This is a genomic window from Bradyrhizobium sp. CCBAU 25360 (assembly GCF_028128695.1).
Taxonomy (GTDB): domain Bacteria; phylum Pseudomonadota; class Alphaproteobacteria; order Rhizobiales; family Xanthobacteraceae; genus Bradyrhizobium; species Bradyrhizobium ottawaense.
The window spans coordinates 234143-255000 of sequence record NZ_LBJA01000041.1; the positions used below are offsets into that span (position 1 = coordinate 234143).

Sequence of the window (20858 nt, forward strand, 5' to 3'; positions counted from 1 at the left end):
CGGGCCCTTGGGCTGATGCCGCTGCCGTCAGGCCGAAGCCGTGATCTCAGAGACGAAGTCGCGATAGGAGCGCAGCGGACGGCCGAGGAGAGTGTTCAAACGCTCGACGTCGCCGGCATTGGGGATCATTCCGTCGGTGAGGAAGCGCTCGCTCATCAGCCGCATGTCGAAGGCCATCCAGCTCGGCATGAACTGCCTGAGGTTCTTTTCGAAGCCGGCAGGATCGTCACCCGGATATGCGATCGTGCGACCCAGCACCTCCGACCAGATGGCGGCAGCCTTCGCGCCGGTCAGTGTGTCCGGACCGACGAGATTGATCCGGTCGGGCGGAAGTGATGCGCCGGACTTGTCGCGGCGGACGAGCTCGATGGCCGCGATTTCACCGATGTCGCGGGCGTCGATCATCGCCAGTCCTTTGCCGCCGATCGGCATGGGGTAGACGCCGTATCCGCTCACCACGTCCTTGATCGTGAGATCGTTGTTCATGAAGTAGGCGGGGCGCAGGATGGTGGCGTTGAAGCCCATCTGCTCGATCATCCGCTCGACGCCGAACTTGCCCGCGAAGTGCGGCACGTTCACGTACAGATCGCTGTGGATCACCGACAGATAGACGAGCCGCTCGACGCCAGCTTCTCGCGCAATGTTGAGGGCGATCAGCGCCTGGGTGAATTCGTCCGCTACCACGGCGTTGAGCAGGAACAGGGTGGAGACGCCTGAGAACGCACTGCGCAGCGAGTCAACGTCCAGGAGGTCGCCCTGCACGACGTTCACGCCCGGCGGCAGGTTGGCCTTTGCAGGATCGCGGACGAGGGCGCGAACATCGGCGCCGCGCTTGACGAGCTGTTCAACGACTTGGCGGCCGACATTGCCGGTGGCGCCGGTCACGAGGATGGTCATGGGTTCACTCTCCGGGGTGGGTTGCTGGACACCCCCGCAAATTAGTGACCCACGTGCGGGCCGATAGACGCTATATTTGTCCAGACCGTCTCATTGGTGGAACATATGGATCTGCTCGCACTCGCCGATTTCAACCTTGTCGCCCGTCACGGCGGGTTCGGACGGGCCGCCCGGGCTGCCGGCCGCCCGAAGGCGACGCTCTCGCGCCGGGTCTCCGAGCTGGAGGGCAGCCTTGGCTTGCGCCTCTTCGAGCGCGGAAGCCGCACGCTGAAGCTCACCGAGGAAGGGCGGGCGCTCTATGAGCGGACGGGAACATTGCTCGCCGAACTCGACGAGACGGCGGCGGCGATCGCTTCAGGCGGTGCCAAGCCGCGAGGCAGCTTGCGGATCAGCGCGCCTCTGCTTTTCTCGCAAACTGCGATGGGAAAGCTGGCCGCTGCGTTCGCTCTGAAATATCCGGAGGTGCGGCTCGAGGTCACGACGGAAGACCGCGCCGTCGACATGATCGAGGAAGGCTATGACCTCGTGATCCGCGTCAATCCCGACCCCGACGAAACCCTTGTCGGACGAATCCTGATGCGCGATCGGCTGGTCGTGGTCGCGAGCCCCGACCTCAGTCGCCCTGCGTACGATCTTGCCGTTCCGACCGTGGCGAGCGATCTGACATCGGCGTGGGAGGTGAAGTCTTCGATCGGAAACTCACGGATCTCGACCGATCCGGTGCTTCGCCTGTCCTCGATCGTTATGGTTCGCGATGCGGTCCGCGCAGGCGTGGGCGCCGCTCGCCTTCCTGTGTCGCTTGTGAGTCACGACCTGGCGGCCGGCAAGCTCGTCCACTGGGGTGATGTCGACGGACCGGAGATCGTCCTCTGGGCGCTGTACCCTTCGCGCCGGCTGCTCAGCGCTCGCGTATCCGCGTTCCTCGACTTTCTCAAGGAAGCCTTTCCCTCGGGGACGCCGGGTGAGCTCGCGGCCTTCATCGACTAGGTCAAGGGAGCAGATCGAGATCGCTCCCGCGCTGGCGCCATCCGAGCTACGAACTCACGGCTTGTTGCCGAGCTGCCCGTGCTGCCGGCCGAAATCCGCGGCCGCCGAATCCTGGCCGATCTCGACGATGCCGCGGCGGATGGCGCGGGTGCGGGTGAAATGGTCGAACAGGGCTTCGCCGTCGCCGCGGCGGATCGCGCGGGTGAGCTTTGCGAGATCCTCGGTGAAGGTGCCGAGCATCTCCAGCACGGCCTCCTTGTTGGCGAGGAAGACGTCGCGCCACATCGTCGGGTCGGAGGCCGCGATGCGGGTGAAATCGCGGAAACCGCCGGCGGAGAACTTGATCACCTCGGACTCCGTCACCTGCGCCAGCTCGTCGGCGGTGCCGACGATGGTGTAGGCGATCAGATGCGGCAGATGGCTGGTGATCGCGAGCACGAGATCGTGATGGTCCGGCGTCATCACCTCGACCTTGGCGCCCATCGCCGCCCAGAAGGCGCGCAGGCGATCAGTCGCGGCCGCGTCGACGCCTTCCGGCGGGGTGAGGATGCACCAGCGGTTGATGAAGAGCTCGGCGAAACCTGAATCCGGCCCCGAATGCTCGGTGCCCGCCACCGGATGCGCCGGCACGAAATGAACGGTCTTCGGCAGATGCGGCGCCATATCCCTGACGATGGCGCCCTTGACCGAGCCGACGTCGGAGACAACAGCGCCGGGCTTCAGATGCGCGGCGATCTCCTGCGCGACCTCGCCGCAGGCGCCGACGGGAATGCAGAGGATGACGAGATCGGCATCCTTCACTGCTTCCGCATTGGTCGCCACGACCTGATCGACGATCCCGAGCTCCATCACCCGCGCGCGGGTCTTCTCCGAGCGCGCGGTGGTGACGATTTCGCCCGCCAGGCCCTGGAGCTTCGCAGCGCGCGCGATCGAGCCGCCGATCAGGCCGAAGCCGATCAGCGCGACGCGCTGGAAGTGCGGTGCGCTGCTCATTTGCCGGCCATGAAGTCGCGCAAGCCGTCGACCACGAGGCGGTTGGCCTCCTCGGTGCCGATGGTCATGCGCAGCGAATGCGGCAGGCCGTAATTCTTCAAGCCGCGCAGCACGAGGCCCCGCTTGGTCAGGAAGGCGTCGGCGTCATCCGCGGTCTTGCCCTTGTCGGCCGGGAAGTGGATCAGCACGAAATTGGCGACGCTCGGCGTCACCTTCAGCCCAAGCTTGCCGATCTCCTCGGTCAGCCAGTTGCGCCAGGTCTCGGTGAATTGCTTCGACATCGCCTGGTGCGCAGTGTCCTCGATCGCGGCGACCGCGGCATACATCGCCGGCGTCGACACGTTGAACGGGCCGCGGATGCGGTTGACCGCGTCGATGATGTGCTCGGGGCCGAACATCCAGCCGATGCGCAGTGCGGCGAGGCCGTGGATCTTGGAGAAGGTGTGCGTCACCACCGTATTCTCGGTGGTAGCGACCAGTTCGATCCCCATCTCGTAGTCGTTGCGCGAGACGTAGTCGCAATAGGCGGCATCGAGCACCAGCAGCACGTGCGACGGCAGGCCGGCGCGCAGGCGCTTGACCTCGTCGAACGGCACATAGGTGCCGGTCGGATTGTTGGGATTGGCGAGCCAGACCAGCTTTGTCTTCGGCGTCACCGCCTTGAGGATGGCGTCGACGTCGCAGGTGAGGTTGGTCTCCTGCGCAACGACGTTCTTGGCGCCCACCGCCATGGTCGCGATCGGGTAGACCAGGAAGCCGTGCGTGGTGGAGATCGCCTCGTCACCCTGGCTGAGATAGGTGTGGGCGAGCAGATTGAGGATCTCGTCCGAGCCAGCGCCGCAGATGATGCGGTTCGGGTCGAGCCCGAAGGAGCGGCCGATCGCCTCGCGCAGCACGCGCGAGGTTCCTTCCGGATAGTCTTCCAGGTGATCCGCCACGTGCTTGAACGCCTCGATCGCCTTGGGCGAGGGCCCGAACGGCGTCTCGTTGGCCGACAGCTTGAACACCTTGCGGCCCGGCTCGGCGACCGGGCTCTTGCCGGGCGTGTAGGGCGCAATATCGAGAATGCCGGGATTCGGCACGGGGCGGGACATCTTGAACTCCGAAAATGGCGGGGCGCGGCGCGTGGTTTACGATTTCGCCCCGGTCGGGGGCACCGTATAGCGCGTTGCGTGGCTGCCGACGAGGGCTGTAGAGCGCACCGAGGCCCCCGCCTCGATCAGGGCAGCCCTGATTTTGTCGATGCTGGTCGCGCTCGTGACCGAGACCAGCAGCGCCGCGCCGTCGAAGGCGGTATCAGGCACCGCCACGATCTCGGCGAGCGGCGACAGGGCGCGCGCGACCTCGGCGTTCCACCCGGACACGCGGACGCTGAAGGTTTCGACCTCCGTCACCAGGGCGCTGTCGGCGACGCGCGAGATCGCGAACACCGGCAGTGCGGCCGGATGATCGGCGCGCTCGACGAAGGGCATCCGCGCGATGATTTTTGGCGCGCCTTCCGTTTCGAGCAAGAGCCACCATGGCGTGCGGCTGGACGTCGCCGAGACCAGCGCCAGATCCCCCTTGGATTTCGCCACCGCCTCGACTGCGGCCTGTGCGCTGAAATGCGCGACGTAAGGCACCGTGAAGCCGAAATGGAAGCGCGCGGAATCGCGCATCGCCGGCTCACTCGCCGAGATGTCGGCATGCACCGAGAACGGTGCCTGCACGTAAGTGAACGTCGAGATGATGACGCGCCAGATGCTCTCGACCGTGTCGAGCGGCAGGATGCCGCGATGGCGCTGCACGATCTCGCGCATCATGGCGGCCTCGCGCGCCGGGCGGAACGCCGAGCCGACCTCCTGGGTCTGCTTCACCTGGATCAGGCGGTCGATGATGTCGCCGCGCTGCATCAACAGGCGATGCATGCCCTCGTCGATCGCGTCGATCTCCTTGCGCAGTTCCTGGAGCGATGGTGGCGCGGGCGGACGTTGGGACATGTCTGGCTGTCGATGGTTTCGATGGGGGATGTCCTGATTAGGCAGTCAGGGCATCGAAAGCAAAGAGAAATCACGTCCTTTTCGGACGACGCGTGAGAGACGAATTGGGCCGATCCGGGCCGCGACTTGACGAAAACCGCCCAAGACGGTAGCTTTTGCCCGTTCCGTGGTCATTTGAGCCGGCCGGCTTGCAGCCACGTTAAAAAACTCGCTAAACAGGCCGGGGACGCTTCCGATCCCGGCCGAACCTATCGTTCAGGCCGGGTTTTTCATGGCCTGATGCAAGTGGCGATCACGCGTTTGATCGCAAACGAGGTCGATGGTCAGATGGGTGGCGTCAAGTCGATACCGAGTCCTGCGATCAGCGCCGACGAGCGGTCGCACGAGGTGGATCATCCAAGCTCGCAGATCGCGCATTTCGGCGCCGAGCAGCCGCTGCGGCTCGATTGCGGCGTCGATCTCACCCCGTTCCAGATCGCCTACCAGACCTATGGCGAGCTCAACGCCGATCGCTCCAACGCGGTGCTGATCTGCCATGCGCTGACCGGCGACCAGCATGTCGCCAATGTGCATCCCGTCACCGGCAAGCCCGGCTGGTGGGAGACGCTGGTCGGCCCCGGCCGACCGATAGATCCCAAGCACTACTTCATCATCTGCTCCAACGTGATCGGCGGCTGCATGGGCTCGACCGGGCCGGCCTCGATCAATCCTTCCACCGGCAAGGTCTGGGGTCTCGATTTCCCCGTCATCACCATCCCCGACATGGTGCGTGCGCAGGCGATGCTGGTCGACCGGCTCGGCGTCGACACGCTGTTTGCGGTCGTCGGTGGCTCGATGGGCGGCATGCAGGTGCTGCAATGGACCGCCGCCTATCCGGGCCGCGTGTTCTCCGCGCTGGCGATTGCCTGCGCGACGCGGCACTCGGCGCAGAACATCGCCTTCCACGAGCTCGGCCGCCAGGCCGTGATGGCCGATCCCGACTGGCACGGCGGCGGCTATGCCGATCACGGCATCCATCCGCATCGCGGGCTCGCGGTGGCGCGGATGGCGGCGCACATCACCTACCTCTCCGATGCCGCGCTGCATCGCAAGTTCGGCCGGCGCATGCAGGACCGCGAGCTGCCGACCTTCTCGTTCGACGCCGACTTCCAGGTCGAGTCCTATCTGCGCTACCAGGGCTCGTCCTTCGTCGAGCGCTTCGACGCCAATTCCTATCTCTATCTGACGCGCGCGATGGACTATTTCGACATCGCCGCCGACCATGGCGGCGTGCTCGCAAGGGCGTTCGCGGAAATTGCGACCCGCTTCTGCGTGGTCTCCTTCACCAGCGACTGGCTGTTCCCGACCTCGGAATCGCGCGCGCTGGTGCACGCGCTGAATGCGTCGAGCGCACGGGTGTCGTTCGCCGAGATCGAGACCGATCGCGGCCACGACGCCTTCCTGCTCGACGTTCCCGAATTCTTCGACATTTCCCGCGCCTTCCTGCAATCGGCGGGCAAGGCGCGTGGACTGAAGGATGGCTAGCATGTCTGTGCAGGAAGTATTGCCGCTGGGCGGCCTTGCGACCGGATCGTCCGGCCAGTTTCGCGCCGATCATCTGCTGGTCGCCGAGATGGTCAAGCCGGGCTCGAAAGTGCTCGACGTCGGCTGCGGCGAGGGCGACCTGCTTCAGCTGCTGGAGACCCGCGGCATCGACGGCCGCGGCATCGAGCTGTCGCGCGAGGGTGTCAATCGCTGCGTCGCCAAGGGCCTTGCGGTGGTGCAGGGCGATGCCGACACTGACCTCGTCAATTATCCGGATGACGCCTTCGACTACGTGATCCTGTCGCAGACGCTGCAGGCGACGCGGCAGCCGCGCGTGGTGCTGGAGAATCTGCTGCGCATCGGCCGCCGCGCCATCGTCTCGTTCCCGAATTTCGGTTTCTGGAGGATGCGGCTCCAGCTCCTGGTCGGCGGCCACATGCCGCGCACCGAGAATTTGCCGGCGACCTGGTACGACACCGCCAACATCCATTTCTGCACCATCAAGGATTTCGTGCAGCTCTGCGACGAGATCAACGTCAAGATGGAGCGCTCGGTCGCGCTCGATCTCTACGGCCGCCCGGTGCCGCTGAATCTGCCCTGGTGGGTGTGGAACATGTTCGGGGAGCAGGCGGTGTTCCTGCTCAGCCGGGGCGGGGGGAAGTGACGCCGTAGGCGTCATTCCGGGGCGCGCGTAGCGCGAGCCCGGAATCCATCGTGCAACAACGCCCGCAGCCCGATGGATTCCGGGTCTGCGCCTTCGGCGCATCCCGGAATGACAGCTAGTGTGGAGCCAGCGACCTCAGGTCGCGCGCCGGCCATCGTCCCGCTTCCACCAGCGTCACGAACCGCTCCACGCTTTCGTTGAACAGCGCGGGCTCTTCGAGATTGAGCACGTGGCCTGACTTCGGAAACATCGTCAGCCCTGCCGCGGGCAGATGCTTCTTCAGGAACAGGCTCGGTCCGACGCATAGATCGTCCTCGTCGCCGCAGATGATCAGCGCCGGCGTCGATGCGCGCTTGATCGCATCCGTCATCGTGTAGATAGAGGGGCGGCCGCCCTGGAAGCCGCGCATCGTGCGCGCCGATCCCTTGGCGTCATGCCGTGCCAGCGCGGCGTAGAAATCGGTGTGGCCGCGCGGGTCCTTCACCAGGAAGGGAATCCGGCTCGGCGCCTCGCGCGTGACCTTTGCGACCTCGGCGGAGCCCAGTGTCTCGAACTGCTCGGCGTTGGCGCGGCACTGCTTGCGCCAGGCCTCCAGGTTCTCGATCTCCGAACCGGAGCCGACGCCGGCCAGCGTCATCGACAGCGCGCGCTGCGGCGCGTTCAGCCCGATCTGGAGCGACGAGTAGGCGCCCATCGACAGGCCGACCAGATGCGCGCGCTCGATCCTGAGATGATCGAGCACCGCGAGCGCATCGGTGTAGAAATGCGTGTAGCTGTAGACCTCACCCTCAGGCACGTCCGACGGCGTGTAGCCGCGCGCCGAATAGGTGATGCAGCGGTGGCCGCGCGAGAAGTAGCGCATCTGCGGCTCCCAATTGGTGTGGTCGGCCGCGAACTCGTGCAGAAAAATGATTGGCGTTCCCTGACCCGCTTCTTCGAAATAGATGCGGACGTCGTCCCTGGTCGTGGCGTGGGGCATTAACCGTTTCCCTCTCTTAAAGCCGCCTTTGCAGGATTGCAGTTAATGCTGTTGTCGGCAATGCGGCAGCCTCAAGCCAGTATCGGCACAAAATCATCGCAGCTATTCGCAGGCAGCCCGCGTCTTTTTCTCGCCACATCGGACGGCTTAACGGCCAGACCGATGTCGGCCGTTGCACGGGCCGATTGGGAAGTGGGGTGTCAACGAAGGATGAAGAATGTTCGAGTTGTTTGCGTCTCGCCTGTCGCGTTGTGTTGTCGCGCTGGCGATCTTCTTCGCGGCGGTTGCCGCGTTCGTTTCTCCAGCCTCAGCGCGGCCGCATCATCGTCATAGCGCAGAGCGGCACGCACACGTGCACCACGCCAGACATCATCACTACCGCCACCATGCACGCAGCTCGCGCTTCGAGCGCAGCGCGGCGCAGCTGCGGGCGAGCGGATTCGCCGACACCCAGGCGAGCTATGATCCGAACGCCAATAGCGGCGGCATGGCCCACAAGGCCATGGTGAACACCGCAACGGCCAATAGCGGCGGCTTCGGCGGCGGATCGAACCTCGTATCCGAGGCGCGCCGCTATGTCGGCGGCAATCCGACCGGGCGCGGCAGCCTGTGGTGCGCGCGTTTCATGAACATGGTGCTGGAGCACACCGGCCATAAGGGTTCGGGCTCCGACATGGCGAGCTCGTTCGCGCGTTACGGCACCCGTGTCTCCGGTCCGCAGGTCGGCGCCATCGCGGTGATGTCGCGCGGCCGCCGCGGCGGTCATGTCGGCATCATCACCGGCATCGACGCGCAGGGCAATCCGATCATGATCTCCGGCAACAACGGCAACCGCGTCCGCGAAGCCCCGGTTTCGCGCGGCCGGATTTATGCCTATGTGATGCCGAACTAACGGTGCCATAGCGACGGTGCCGTAGGGTGGGCAAAGCGCAAGCGTGCCCACCACTTCCATCCGCTCGATAAAGATGGTGGGCACGGCGCAAGAGCGCCTTTGCCCACCCTACGGCAGCGATGCCAGCTCAAACCAATCTCGGCTCTTCCAACGCGATCGCATCGCCCATGCCGATGTCGCCACCTTCGATTACCTCGGCGTAGATGCCGCAGTCCATGTGGCCGAGGTTGCGCGAGAGCGTCGGCGGAATCTCGAGATCGCGCTTGGCCGTCAACGGGTCGACATTGGTGGCCGGGCAGCGGACGATGCGCTTGACCACTTTCAGGCGCGCCGCGCCGATCGCCAGCGTCTGGCCGACGAGATCGAGCTCGGACCAGGCCGGCCAACCCTTCACATAGAGATTGGCGCGGAAACGCAGGGGATTCACGGGGGTGCCGCCCAGCATTGTCTCGATGGCGCGGACGCTGCCGAGATTGATGATGGAGACCACCTTGCGGGCGACGTCGGAGAAGCTGTGGTCGCGGCCTGACAGGACCTTTGGCGGCCCCTTCAGCTCCGGCTGAAAATTCTCCGCGAAGTAGCGCTCGATGGCGGCACGCCCGGCCGCGGTCTCGAGATCGCCGCTGGCGACGGTCTGGCCGTCCTTGCGGATGGTCAAGACATTGGTAGCGTCGTCGAACCGGCTGTCGAGCTCGGCAAGCCGCTCATTGCGCGCGAGCATCAGAAACTGGATTTTCGGCCTCCACTCGGGCCGTTCGGGATCAAAGCCGCTCGGACCGTTCTCGATGGCGTAGCGGCGGTCGGCGGGCAGGGTCTGGCCCGTCCGCAAGGGGGCGCGGTGCAGGAGCTCCGGTGTCAGGCCCTTGATCGGATAGCGGTAAAGGCCGGTGATCTCGGCGGTCTGGCTAGCTGTCATGCCGCTACTTAAGGGATTCGACCCGGCCCCGCCAAGCCGGCGGATCAGCGCACGAAATTGTGAACTGGCCTCTTTCGCATCTGCAGCCTGCTTCCCACATCTGCCTCAGGCCGGCGGCGACGTCGGCAAAACACGACCGTTACCGGTTGAGAAACGTCAATGCGGTAATCGGAAACCCAATGAAGATGCCGTTTGGAGTGCCTTAGAGGGCTCCAGGGGCAGGCCGAGGGACAGAAAAGATGAATATCGACAAATACACCGAACGCTCCAGGGGCTTCGTCCAGTCAGCGCAGTCGCTCGCGGTGCGCGAGGGGCACCAGCAGTTTTCCACCCTGCATGTGCTCAAGGTCCTCCTGGACGACAATGAGGGGCTGGCTGCCGGTCTGATCGACCGCGCCGGCGGCAATTCCCGTGCAATTCTGAAGGCGACCGAGGATGCCCTCGGCAAGGTGCCGAAGGTCAGTGGCGGTGGCGCCGGGCAGATCTATCTGGCGCCCGAGCTCGCCCGTACTTTTGATGCCGCCGAAAAGGCCGGCGAGAAGGCCGGCGACAGCTTCGTCACCGTCGAGCGGCTGCTGCTCGGCCTGACGCTGGAGAAGACCAGCGAGGCCGGCACCATCCTGGCCAAGGGCGGCGTCACCCCGCAAAACCTCAATGCGGCGATCGAGGCCCTGCGCAAGGGCCGCACGGCCGATTCGGCCACTGCCGAGAACGCGTACGACGCGCTGAAGAAATATGCCCGTGACCTCACCCAGGCCGCGCGCGACGGCAAGCTCGATCCGGTCATCGGCCGCGACGAGGAGATCCGCCGCACCATCCAGGTGCTGTCGCGCCGGACCAAGAACAATCCCGTCCTGATCGGCGAGCCCGGCGTCGGCAAGACCGCCATCGCCGAGGGCCTGGCGCTGCGCATCGTCAACGGCGACGTGCCGGAGAGCCTGAAGGACAAGAAGCTGCTCTCGCTCGACCTCGGCGCGCTGATCGCCGGTGCGAAATACCGCGGTGAGTTCGAGGAGCGGCTGAAGGCCGTGCTCCAGGAAGTGACCGCGAGCGAGGGAAATTTCGTCCTGTTCATCGACGAGATGCACACCCTGATCGGCGCCGGCAAGGGCGACGGCGCGATGGACGCCTCCAACCTGCTCAAGCCCGCGCTCGCCCGCGGCGAGCTGCACTGCATCGGCGCGACCACGCTCGACGAATACCAGAAGCATGTCGAAAAGGACGCCGCGCTGGCGCGGCGCTTCCAGCCGATCTTCGTCAGCGAGCCCTCGGTCGAGGACACCATCTCGATCCTGCGCGGCCTCAAGGACAAGTACGAGCAGCACCACGGCGTGCGGATCACCGATTCCGCGCTTGTCGCGGCGACGACGCTGTCCAACCGTTACATCACTGACCGCTTCCTGCCCGACAAGGCGATCGACCTGATGGACGAGGCCGCGGCGCGGCTGAAGATGCAGGTCGATTCCAAGCCGGAAGAGCTGGATTCGCTCGACCGCGAGATCATCCGGCTCAAGATCGAGCAGGAAGCTCTGAAGAAGGAAAGCGACCCCGGCTCCAAATCCCGTCTCGAGGCGCTCCAGAAGGAGCTGGCCGAGCTCGAGGAGAAGTCCGCGGCGCTGACGGCACGCTGGAGCGCGGAGAAGAACAAGCTCTCCAACGCCCAGAAGCTGAAATCGGAGCTGGACGCCCTGCGTGTCGATCTCGCCGACGCCCAGCGTCGCGGCGAATTCCAGAAGGCCGGTGAGCTGGCCTATGGCCGGATCCCGCAGCTCGAGAAGCAGCTTGCGGATATCGAGGCGCGTGAAGGCTCCGGCGAGATGATGGAGGAGGCGGTCACCGCCAACCACATCGCCCAGGTGGTCTCGCGCTGGACCGGCGTGCCCGTCGACAAGATGCTGGAGGGCGAAAAGGAAAAGCTCCTGAAGATGGAGGAGCAGCTCGGCACCCGCGTCGTCGGCCAGGCCGAGGCCGTGCGCGCGGTCGCAACTGCCGTGCGCCGCTCGCGCGCGGGCCTGCAGGACCCGAACCGCCCCACGGGCTCGTTCATGTTCTTAGGGCCCACCGGCGTCGGCAAGACCGAGCTGACCAAGGCGCTCGCGGAGTATCTGTTCAACGACGAGACCGCGATGGTCCGCCTCGACATGTCCGAATACATGGAGAAGCATTCGGTCTCGCGGCTGATCGGCGCGCCTCCGGGCTATGTCGGCTATGACGAGGGCGGCGCGCTCACCGAAGCGGTGCGGCGCCGGCCCTATCAGGTGGTGCTGTTCGACGAGATCGAGAAAGCGCATCCCGACGTCTTCAACGTCCTGTTGCAGGTGCTCGACGACGGCCGCCTGACCGACGGCCAGGGCCGCACCGTCGACTTCCGCAACACGCTGATCATCATGACCTCGAACCTCGGTTCGGAATTCCTGGTGAATCAGCCGGAGGGCGAGGACACCTCGGCCGTGCGCGAGCAGGTGATGGGAATGGTGCGCGGGCATTTCCGCCCCGAATTCCTCAACCGCGTTGACGAGATCATCCTGTTCCACCGCTTGCAGCGGAGCGAGATGGGCCGGATCGTCGAGATCCAGTTCGCGCGGCTGCAGAAGCTGCTGACCGATCGCAAGATCGTGCTGACGCTCGACGCCGCTGGCCGCGACTGGCTCGCCGCCAAGGGCTGGGACCCCGCCTATGGCGCAAGGCCGCTGAAGCGTGTGATCCAGCGTCATGTCCAGGACCCGCTCGCCGAGATGATCCTGGCCGGCGACGTCAGGGACGGCGACAGTGTCGCGATCTCGTCCGAAGGCAACGTGCTGACCTTCAACGGCAAGGCACCGCAGACCGCCGAGATCACCCAGTTCGAGGCGCCAGTGGCGAAGCGGAAGCTGAACTGAACGCGGGCGATCAAAGCCTGAAACGACAAGCCGCCCCGGAGAGGCCAGCCCTCTCCGGGGCGTTTTGTTTTGGGGGGCGCTGGCAAAAGCGTGGTCCGAAAAGGTGCGCAGCATCCCGCTTTAGCTAACGCGGTGGGGATCAGACGCTATTTCTTCACCACCTTGTAGATGGCGTTCTCGATGTCGGACGAGAAATAGATCACGCTTGAAGCTCCGATGCCGACGCCCGTCGGAATGTTGGTCGGCAATCCGCCGGGAGCGCCCGCGAGGCCGATCGGGAGATTGGCGGCGATCTCGGTGATCTTGCCGCTTTCCGGCGCGATCTCGATCAGCCGTTTGGCGCCGACTTCCGCCACGATGAGCTTGCCGTCGTTCCCGCGCGCGATGCCTTCGGGCATTTTCAGCTCCTTGGCGACCACGGTCTTTTCGCCGTTGCTGTCGATCCGGGACACGGTGCCTGCAAAGGCTTCGGTGACGTAGACTTCGTCGGACTTGCCTCGGACGAGCCCGACCGGGCCCTCGAGGTCGCCGATCAGCGGGGTGCGATCCTTGCCGTGCTCGCCGCTCACCTTGACCAGCGACTTGGTGCCGAGCTCGGCTACCAAAATGCTGCCGTCGGCGAGCGTGATCGCATCGTGAGGCGCCTTGAAGCCGTGCAGCATGTCGCGCGTCGCGCCGGTCTTGGCGTCGATCACCTGCACCGTGCCGGTGAACCAGCTCGACAGCACCACGTCGTTGCCTTTCGCCGTCGCGCTCATCGGATATTCCAGCGTGGTGCCTGCGGCGTGCATGCGCGCCTTTTCGGTGACCTCGCCGGTTGCGCCGTCCACCGTGCGATAGGCGAACACGTCGGCAAGGTGGATCGTATCCTTGCCGTTCTCCGAGGTGACGCCGATGCCACCGGGCAAAGCGAGCTTGCCGATGATGATCTGCTTGGCCTGGCCGGTCGCGGGATCGACCTCCTGGATGCCGTTGTCGGCCATGTTGGAGACGTAGATGCGGTCCTTGTCGTCGATCGCGAGATTGTCCAGCGACGGCTTCAGTTGCGCGACCAGGGTCTTGGCGCCCGACTTGGGATCGACCCGGACGAGTTGACCGAGCGCGGTGTCGACCACGAAGAGATTGCCCTTGGAATCGAAGTTCACCGCGGCCGGGACCTTGAAGCCGTCGGCGACGACGGTCAGCTCGGCCTTGTCGACATCGACTTTCGCGACCTGGCCCTTGAACCAGAGCGGACCGTAGAGCTTGTCGTCGGGACCGAACTCGAAGCCGTTGAGGCCGCCCATCTTCTCCATGATCTGGCGCGGCGGCTTCACGCCCTCGACGTCGATCTCATAGAGCGTGTCGCCGAGGAAAACGGTGGTGGCATAGAGCCTGCCGTCCTTGCGGAAGGCGAGCGAGTTGATGCCGGGAAGGCCGCTCGCGAGCTTCTTGATCGGGCCGTCGCCCTTGCGCGCATAGAGATCGCCGGTGAGAAATCCGGTCCAGGCCATGGTGCCGTCGGGCGCAAACGCGATGTCGTCGGCCATTCCGATCGGCGAGGGGATTGCAACCTTGGCGGTACCGCCTGATACGTCCACCTCGTAGAGAGCGGCGCCGGCGACGCTGCCGGCGAACAGATGGCCGGCCTTGTCGATGCCGAGCCCATGCACGCCATGGAATGCCGAGCCCTGGACCAGCTTGGTGACCTCCCAAGTCTCGGCCGATACGCTCGTGGTGGCGAAAAGGGCAGCGACGATCGCTGCGCAGGCGACCCTGTTCTTCATGGCGAGACCTCCCGTTTTTTGGAAAGTATTCGCCCCTGGTGCCGCTTTGGCAAACGAAACTTGACGTTGAGACGCCGCCAAGCGGGGCCTCGCGCGAGAACGTCGAATTCGGATCGTGTTCTGGAGATATCCGGCCGATGCCGGCCGGTTGCAATTAGCGGTTGCTGACCTGCAACGGGCCGCCGGTCGCGTCCGACATGCGGGCGATGGCGCCGCCGCGGCCGCTCATCATGCCGTCGAGCCGGTCGCGCTCCTTCTCGAAGCCTGCGAGCATCGGGCCCTCGAGCGAACGGCCGCGCGGCAGCTTCACGCGCATCGGATCGACGAAGCGGCCGTTGACCAGGATCTCGTAGTGGACGTGCGGGCCGGTCGACAGGCCGGATGAGCCGACGAAGCCGATCACCTGGCCCTGCCGCACTTTCTTGCCGATCTCCATGCCTTTGGCGAAGGCGGACATGTGACCGTAGGCCGTCTCGTAGCCGTTGTTGTGCTTGATGCGGATATATTTGCCGTAGCCGCCTTCGGGGCCGGCCTTCTCGATCACGCCGTTACCGGAGGCGAAAATCGGCGTGCCGTAGGCCGTGGCCCAGTCGACGCCGGTGTGCATCTTCACATAGCCCAGGATCGGGTGGCGGCGGCCGCCGAAGCCGGAGCGCATGATGGCGTTGTTGACGGGCTTCCTGACCAGGAATTTCTTCGCGCTCTTGCCGGTCTCGTCATAGTAGTCGACGACGCCGTCGTCGGGGCTCTGGTAGCGGTAGTATTTCTTGGTCTCGCCGCCGACCGTGAGGGAGGCGAACAGCACGTCGTTCTTCTCCGTCGACGTCACGCCCTCGTCCTCGCCGGCGTAGAACACGTCGAAGGAATCGCCCGGCTGCACCTTGCGCTGGAAATCGACGTCGTAGGAGTAGATCTTGATCATGTCGTCGATGACGGGCATCGGCACTTTGTTGCGCATCGCGGTCTCGTAGATGCTCTGGTAGAGCCGCACGCCGGAGCCGTCGTCATCATCGTCGTCATCGCTGCTGGCGCTGGCCGCGGCATCGGCGACGGTGTTCATGCTGGAGACGTCGACCGCGACGTATTTGCCGAGATCGGACAGCGCAGCGATCGCCTCGACCATGGTCTCGTTGGCGACGACGACGCGGTAGGGCTGGAGGCGGGCACCGGGGCTCGCCGGCGCCATCAGGATGCGGAGCTTCTCGCCGTCCTTGAGGCCGCCGTCGCGGCCGCGAGGGCCGAGCGTTGCGGTGATCGCCTTGATCTCGTCGGCGTTCGCGCCGAGATCGCGCAGCACCGAGGCGACGCTGTCGCCCTTCTTGACCAGATGGACGCGTTCGCCGTTGGGATTGCCGCCGGTGATCTGCTCCTTGGTCTTGGGCAGCAGCGTGACGTTTTCCGGCACTACGCGCGTCTCGAAGCCGGCATAGGGATCGGACGGCGAGGCTTCCGCGGCGTAGGCGCTTCTGATGTCGGACGGGCCGGTCGCACCGGAGACGTCGGCTGCGGCATTGGCGAGCGAGGCGTAGCGCACCCCGCCATTGCCGCGCCAGTTGGCGGCATCGCGCACCCGCATCAGGATGTCGTCGAGCGCCACCACCGCGGAAATCTTGGCTTTCGGCAGCACCGGCGACAGGTCCTTGGTGACAAAGGACACTTCGGCGTCGGGCTCGACCGCTTCGGGATTGTTGGGATCGTCGGATGCGGTCTTCGGATCGGAGCCGACATCGGTGAGCAGGCGTTGGGCGTTGAACGGCGGGATCTTCGCCGACAGGTCGCTCGTCGTCATCGACAGATTGCCGGCGATCCGGACGAAGGGGCGCACCCGCATCACGTCGCGGTTGCCGACGCGGGCCACCGTGGAGACGCGCATGATGTTGCGGGACGCCGTGGATTCGCTCGGCGGCGGCAGGCGGTCGCTCTTGTGCAGCGTGGCGGCGCGATCGGCGGCGCCGAATGCACCGCGCAGCGCGCCCTCGACCCGCTCCGGCACCTTGGCGAAGGTCATCTCGCCGTCGAGCGATGCGAAAACGGCGCCGCCAATCAGGGCTGCGCCGCAGAGTCCGGTCAAGATTGTCCCGCTGAACCATTGCACCGAGACGCGGCGGCGGTCGATTACGGCGGCTTCAGAACCATCGACGGACAGCGGCGGCTCGTGGCCGAGATCGATGATCCCGGTCTCACGCCCGTAAGCGCCGCGTGATGTCCTGTGGTTCAACGCAAGTCCCCCAATCAACGACCCAAGATGCCCGCTTTCGAACCTTGTCCTGGTCGCCCTCTTGATGGGGGATCGCCGGAAAAGGCAAGCCGCGCAGGCGTCCGTGCTCAGAAGGCCCGCGATGGGGCCGGCCGAAATTACGAACAGCTGTACGGGTGAAGCTCTCTCGATGTCTCTCGAATGTCGGAGGAAGGCCGCGTCATCTGCAAGATCGCCTTCCTCTGACCCCATGAAAACCGCCGGCAGCCCCCACTGGCATCCCTGCGATTCAAGCTTGTCTCTTATCAGAACGCCGCGGGATTGTGGCTCAAGTACGGCGCCTGTCATCGAAAAAGTTTCCTGAACCGCCGGAGGGCGGGGGCCTCCCGAGAGGGGGCCGCCAGCTGCGTCCCACCGCGAAGGTACGGTAAGCCGCCCCTCAAGCTCTCCCCAAGTGCCCTTTGTCGATCCCGACCCGCGCGCCAATCCACTCGCCAAGCCGTTCCCCAGGTGGCTTGCCAGGTCGCTTGCCAGGTCGCTTCCCGGTCCCCTCCCACGACCCCTCCCAGGTCGGCTCCGGAGCCCCCTGGGGCCCAAACTTTTTTCAAGTTTTTTCACCGCCCCGATCGGATCGACGCATCCGCGATCCTTGTAACCATCTGGAAACGCGTTGTTTTTAGCGACAATCCACCGTGCGACGATTTGTTGACAATGGGCGTTGACAATCCCGAGTGCGGGGGCCTATAACCCGACCACTGAGCGCGGCGCCGCCGGGTCACTGACCAAGGCGAGCGAACGCGCCACTGATGCTCCTCACCTCGTTGAGTGACACAACAGTCGACGTAAGTCGATTGGAGTTCATCCATCGTCGGTAAGGGTGTCGGAACCCTTCCTCTCGGGAAGGTTGAGGCCTCCACGGTCTCGGGCTGTTTGACAAGTGAAGATGAAGAAAGAGAAACGTGGACGGCGGAGTCCTTGCGGGTCTCGCTCCTGAAAAGCTTCGGCTTTTCTGGTCGGGACCGGACGAAAGACTTCGGCGGTACACGTTTCAAAGGAAACACCATCGTTGCCAGCGATGTGAATCGCAGGCAGCACATCGACTTCGGTCGATAATGGTGGGACCTCGTCAAACGTTGTGATCAGCCGGTTCAAAGTTCAAGTCCAACTTGAGAGTTTGATCCTGGCTCAGAGCGAACGCTGGCGGCAGGCTTAACACATGCAAGTCGAGCGGGCGTAGCAATACGTCAGCGGCAGACGGGTGAGTAACGCGTGGGAACATACCTTTTGGTTCGGAACAACACAGGGAAACTTGTGCTAATACCGGATAAGCCCTTACGGGGAAAGATTTATCGCCGAAAGATTGGCCCGCGTCTGATTAGCTAGTTGGTGAGGTAATGGCTCACCAAGGCGACGATCAGTAGCTGGTCTGAGAGGATGATCAGCCACATTGGGACTGAGACACGGCCCAAACTCCTACGGGAGGCAGCAGTGGGGAATATTGGACAATGGGGGCAACCCTGATCCAGCCATGCCGCGTGAGTGATGAAGGCCCTAGGGTTGTAAAGCTCTTTTGTGCGGGAAGATAATGACGGTACCGCAAGAATAAGCCCCGGCTAACTTCGTGCCAGCAGCCGCGGTAATACGAAGGGGGCTAGCGTTGCTCGGAATCACTGGGCGTAAAGGGTGCGTAGGCGGGTCTTTAAGTCAGGGGTGAAATCCTGGAGCTCAACTCCAGAACTGCCTTTGATACTGAAGATCTTGAGTTCGGGAGAGGTGAGTGGAACTGCGAGTGTAGAGGTGAAATTCGTAGATATTCGCAAGAACACCAGTGGCGAAGGCGGCTCACTGGCCCGATACTGACGCTGAGGCACGAAAGCGTGGGGAGCAAACAGGATTAGATACCCTGGTAGTCCACGCCGTAAACGATGAATGCCAGCCGTTAGTGGGTTTACTCACTAGTGGCGCAGCTAACGCTTTAAGCATTCCGCCTGGGGAGTACGGTCGCAAGATTAAAACTCAAAGGAATTGACGGGGGCCCGCACAAGCGGTGGAGCATGTGGTTTAATTCGACGCAACGCGCAGAACCTTACCAGCCCTTGACATGTCCAGGACCGGTCGCAGAGATGTGACCTTCTCTTCGGAGCCTGGAACACAGGTGCTGCATGGCTGTCGTCAGCTCGTGTCGTGAGATGTTGGGTTAAGTCCCGCAACGAGCGCAACCCCCGTCCTTAGTTGCTACCATTTAGTTGAGCACTCTAAGGAGACTGCCGGTGATAAGCCGCGAGGAAGGTGGGGATGACGTCAAGTCCTCATGGCCCTTACGGGCTGGGCTACACACGTGCTACAATGGCGGTGACAATGGGATGCTAAGGGGCGACCCTTCGCAAATCTCAAAAAGCCGTCTCAGTTCGGATTGGGCTCTGCAACTCGAGCCCATGAAGTTGGAATCGCTAGTAATCGTGGATCAGCACGCCACGGTGAATACGTTCCCGGGCCTTGTACACACCGCCCGTCACACCATGGGAGTTGGTTTTACCTGAAGACGGTGCGCTAACCCGCAAGGGAGGCAGCCGGCCACGGTAGGGTCAGCGACTGGGGTGAAGTCGTAACAAGGTAGCCGTAGGGGAACCTGCGGCTGGATCACCTCCTTTCTAAGGATGATCCTTCAGCGAGCTTCGGCTCACTATCGGATCGTTTTAGAAACATCAGTGGCCAACAATCGTCAGGATTGTTGAGCTGCATTGGCGGGATTTCGCCGTCTTCGTTTCTCTTTCTTCGCGGACGAACACGCGCTGGGGCTGCAAGTTTGCAGAGTCCCTGGTCCTTGACTGGATATGCGTTAGGGGCTTGTAGCTCAGTTGGTTAGAGCGCGCGCTTGATAAGCGTGAGGTCGGAAGTTCAAGTCTTCCCAGGCCCACCACTTTCATCGAGTGAGCATTCGTCTTCTGGTTACGGGGCCATAGCTCAGCTGGGAGAGCGCGTGCTTTGCAAGCATGAGGTCGTCGGTTCGATCCCGTCTGGCTCCACCAGATGGTTTGATCATCGACTGATCGTGCACCTAAATCGTCCGCGAAACATCACTTCGCATCTTGCTAGTCTGGATAGACAGCAAGTTGCGTGATTTCTGACATCGTAAAGAGGAGATCGATCCGAGTTGGATCGTGCAGCAAGCAATTGCTACGCGAGACTTCATTATCTCCGGATCATTTCGGCGCTCGTGCGTCTTTCAAGGGCAGCTCACAAGGCTGCTTCTGGAGAGACAAGCGAGTTGTAAATGATCCTTTTAGCGAAGCTTGACCGCCTCGCTATCGGAACGATCTTACGAAGCAAGCTGGTCTTTCTAATCATTGTCCGGCTGCAGATAGCGTTCATCGAGGGCGCGTGCCGCAAGGTAATTCTGCAGACAACATTCTGCCGAGTGTGTGGACATTGATAATGAGAGCAATCAAGTGCCTTAAGGGTGTTCGGTGGATGCCTTGGCGCTGAGAGGCGATGAAGGACGTGCTACGCTGCGATAAGCCGTGGGGAGCTGCGAAGAAGCTTTGATCCATGGATTTCCGAATGGGGAAACCCACCTTCGATAGCCGGAACTCCAAGACCTTGGTCTTGGGGTTGTGAGAGATAATCAAACGATCCTTGACCGTGAGGTTTTGGATTTCCGGTTATCAAGAGAAGGTATGAGACTTCTGAATACATAGGAGGTTTCAAGCAAACCCAGGGAACTGAAACATCTAAGTACCTGGAGGAAAGGACATCAACAGAGACTCCGTTAGTAGTGGCGAGCGAACGCGGACCAGGCCAGTGATACATCAAAGACAATCGGAACCAGTCAGGAAAGCTGGGCCTCAGAGGGTGATAGCCCCGTACGAGTAATGCGATGATGTATCCACGAGTAAGGCGGGACACGTGAAATCCTGTCTGAACGCGGGGGGACCACCCTCCAAGCCTAAGTACTCCTCAGCGACCGATAGTGAACCAGTACCGTGAGGGAAAGGTGAAAAGCACCCCGACGAGGGGAGTGAAATAGACCTGAAACCGGACACCTACAAACAGATGGAGCCCAAGATACGTTCTGGGTGACATCGTACCTTTTGTATTATGGGCCAGCGACTTAATTTAACGAGCAAGCTTAAGCCGATAGGCGAAGGCGTAGCGAAAGCGAGTCTGAATAGGGCGTCAAGTTCG

At 63.3% G+C, this 20858-nt stretch carries 13 protein-coding genes, 2 tRNA genes, 2 rRNA genes and 1 riboswitch (1 of these 18 cut by a window edge); of the genes, 9 read left to right on the forward strand and 8 right to left on the reverse strand.

Annotation, left to right across the window (positions count from 1 at the left end):
• Positions 1–27: 27 nt before the first annotated feature.
• Positions 28–897 (reverse strand): SDR family oxidoreductase, encoded by an 870-nt coding sequence (locus XH81_RS22745; protein WP_028139941.1) that lies wholly within the window; start codon positions 895–897, stop codon positions 28–30.
• Between the two features lie 105 nt (positions 898–1002).
• Here XH81_RS22745 and XH81_RS22750 point away from each other — a divergent pair, with 105 nt between their 5' ends.
• Positions 1003–1884, forward strand: a complete 882-nt coding sequence (locus tag XH81_RS22750; protein WP_028139942.1) for a LysR family transcriptional regulator — start codon at positions 1003–1005, stop codon at positions 1882–1884.
• A gap of 54 nt (positions 1885–1938) precedes the next feature.
• Here XH81_RS22750 and XH81_RS22755 read toward each other — a convergent pair whose 3' ends face one another.
• From XH81_RS22755 to XH81_RS22765, 3 genes are read right to left on the reverse strand one after another with little or no spacing between them, the layout of a single operon-like run.
• Positions 1939–2877: a prephenate/arogenate dehydrogenase family protein gene (locus XH81_RS22755; RefSeq protein WP_028139943.1), complete on the reverse strand. Its 939-nt coding sequence runs from the start codon at positions 2875–2877 to the stop codon at positions 1939–1941.
• Complete coding sequence (gene hisC / locus XH81_RS22760) at positions 2874–3971, reverse strand: histidinol-phosphate transaminase (protein ID WP_028139944.1); 1098 nt, start codon at positions 3969–3971, stop codon at positions 2874–2876. The genes XH81_RS22755 and hisC overlap by 4 nt, the downstream gene beginning before the upstream one ends.
• 36 nt (positions 3972–4007) lie before the next feature.
• Positions 4008–4856 carry a chorismate mutase gene (locus XH81_RS22765; RefSeq protein ID WP_028139945.1) on the reverse strand — a complete coding sequence of 283 codons (849 nt, stop codon included), beginning with the start codon at positions 4854–4856 and terminating at the stop codon, positions 4008–4010.
• A gap of 156 nt (positions 4857–5012) precedes the next feature.
• Positions 5013–5092: riboswitch (SAM riboswitch) on the forward strand.
• 91 nt (positions 5093–5183) lie between these two features.
• On the opposite strand from XH81_RS22765, the gene metX reads away from it, so the two are divergent.
• The gene (gene metX, locus XH81_RS22770) at positions 5184–6380 is read left to right on the forward strand and encodes a homoserine O-acetyltransferase MetX (RefSeq protein ID WP_028139946.1); all 1197 of its coding nucleotides are present in this window, start codon (positions 5184–5186) and stop codon (positions 6378–6380) included.
• 1 nt (position 6381) lies between these two features.
• Entirely contained in the window at positions 6382–7044 is a 663-nt protein-coding gene (gene metW, locus XH81_RS22775; protein ID WP_028139947.1) for a methionine biosynthesis protein MetW, read from the forward strand.
• 115 nt (positions 7045–7159) lie between these two features.
• On the opposite strand, the gene XH81_RS22780 is transcribed toward metW, so the two are convergent.
• Positions 7160–8023 carry an alpha/beta fold hydrolase gene (locus tag XH81_RS22780; RefSeq protein WP_271596364.1) on the reverse strand — a complete coding sequence of 288 codons (864 nt, stop codon included), beginning with the start codon at positions 8021–8023 and terminating at the stop codon, positions 7160–7162.
• Positions 8024–8240: 217 nt separating this feature from the next.
• Here XH81_RS22780 and XH81_RS22785 point away from each other — a divergent pair, with 217 nt between their 5' ends.
• Entirely contained in the window at positions 8241–8915 is a 675-nt protein-coding gene (locus XH81_RS22785; RefSeq protein WP_271596365.1) for a TIGR02594 family protein, read from the forward strand.
• Between the two features lie 127 nt (positions 8916–9042).
• Here the strand turns inward: XH81_RS22785 and XH81_RS22790 are convergent, their stop codons facing one another.
• Complete coding sequence (locus tag XH81_RS22790; RefSeq protein ID WP_271596366.1) at positions 9043–9831, reverse strand: MOSC domain-containing protein; 789 nt, start codon at positions 9829–9831, stop codon at positions 9043–9045.
• Between the two features lie 239 nt (positions 9832–10070).
• Here XH81_RS22790 and clpB point away from each other — a divergent pair, with 239 nt between their 5' ends.
• Positions 10071–12710 (forward strand): ATP-dependent chaperone ClpB, encoded by a 2640-nt coding sequence (clpB, locus tag XH81_RS22795; protein WP_271596367.1) that lies wholly within the window; start codon positions 10071–10073, stop codon positions 12708–12710.
• A 146-nt stretch (positions 12711–12856) separates the two neighbouring features.
• Here clpB and XH81_RS22800 read toward each other — a convergent pair whose 3' ends face one another.
• Complete coding sequence (locus XH81_RS22800) at positions 12857–14476, reverse strand: hypothetical protein (protein ID WP_271596368.1); 1620 nt, start codon at positions 14474–14476, stop codon at positions 12857–12859.
• A gap of 154 nt (positions 14477–14630) precedes the next feature.
• The gene (locus tag XH81_RS22805) at positions 14631–16694 is read right to left on the reverse strand and encodes a M23 family metallopeptidase (protein ID WP_038948503.1); all 2064 of its coding nucleotides are present in this window, start codon (positions 16692–16694) and stop codon (positions 14631–14633) included.
• Between the two features lie 1141 nt (positions 16695–17835).
• Between XH81_RS22805 and XH81_RS22810 the strand changes: the two genes are divergently transcribed.
• The 4 genes from XH81_RS22810 to XH81_RS22825 all read left to right on the forward strand — a co-directional run.
• Positions 17836–19324, forward strand: a 16S ribosomal RNA gene (locus XH81_RS22810).
• 192 nt (positions 19325–19516) lie between these two features.
• Positions 19517–19593: transfer RNA gene (locus XH81_RS22815), tRNA-Ile, on the forward strand.
• 33 nt (positions 19594–19626) lie between these two features.
• Positions 19627–19702 (forward strand) — tRNA-Ala (locus XH81_RS22820).
• A 414-nt stretch (positions 19703–20116) separates the two neighbouring features.
• Positions 20117–20858: ribosomal RNA gene (locus tag XH81_RS22825) — 23S ribosomal RNA — on the forward strand; it runs 2104 nt beyond the window's last position.
• The 16S and 23S rRNA genes sit together here with 2 tRNA genes alongside, the layout of an rRNA operon.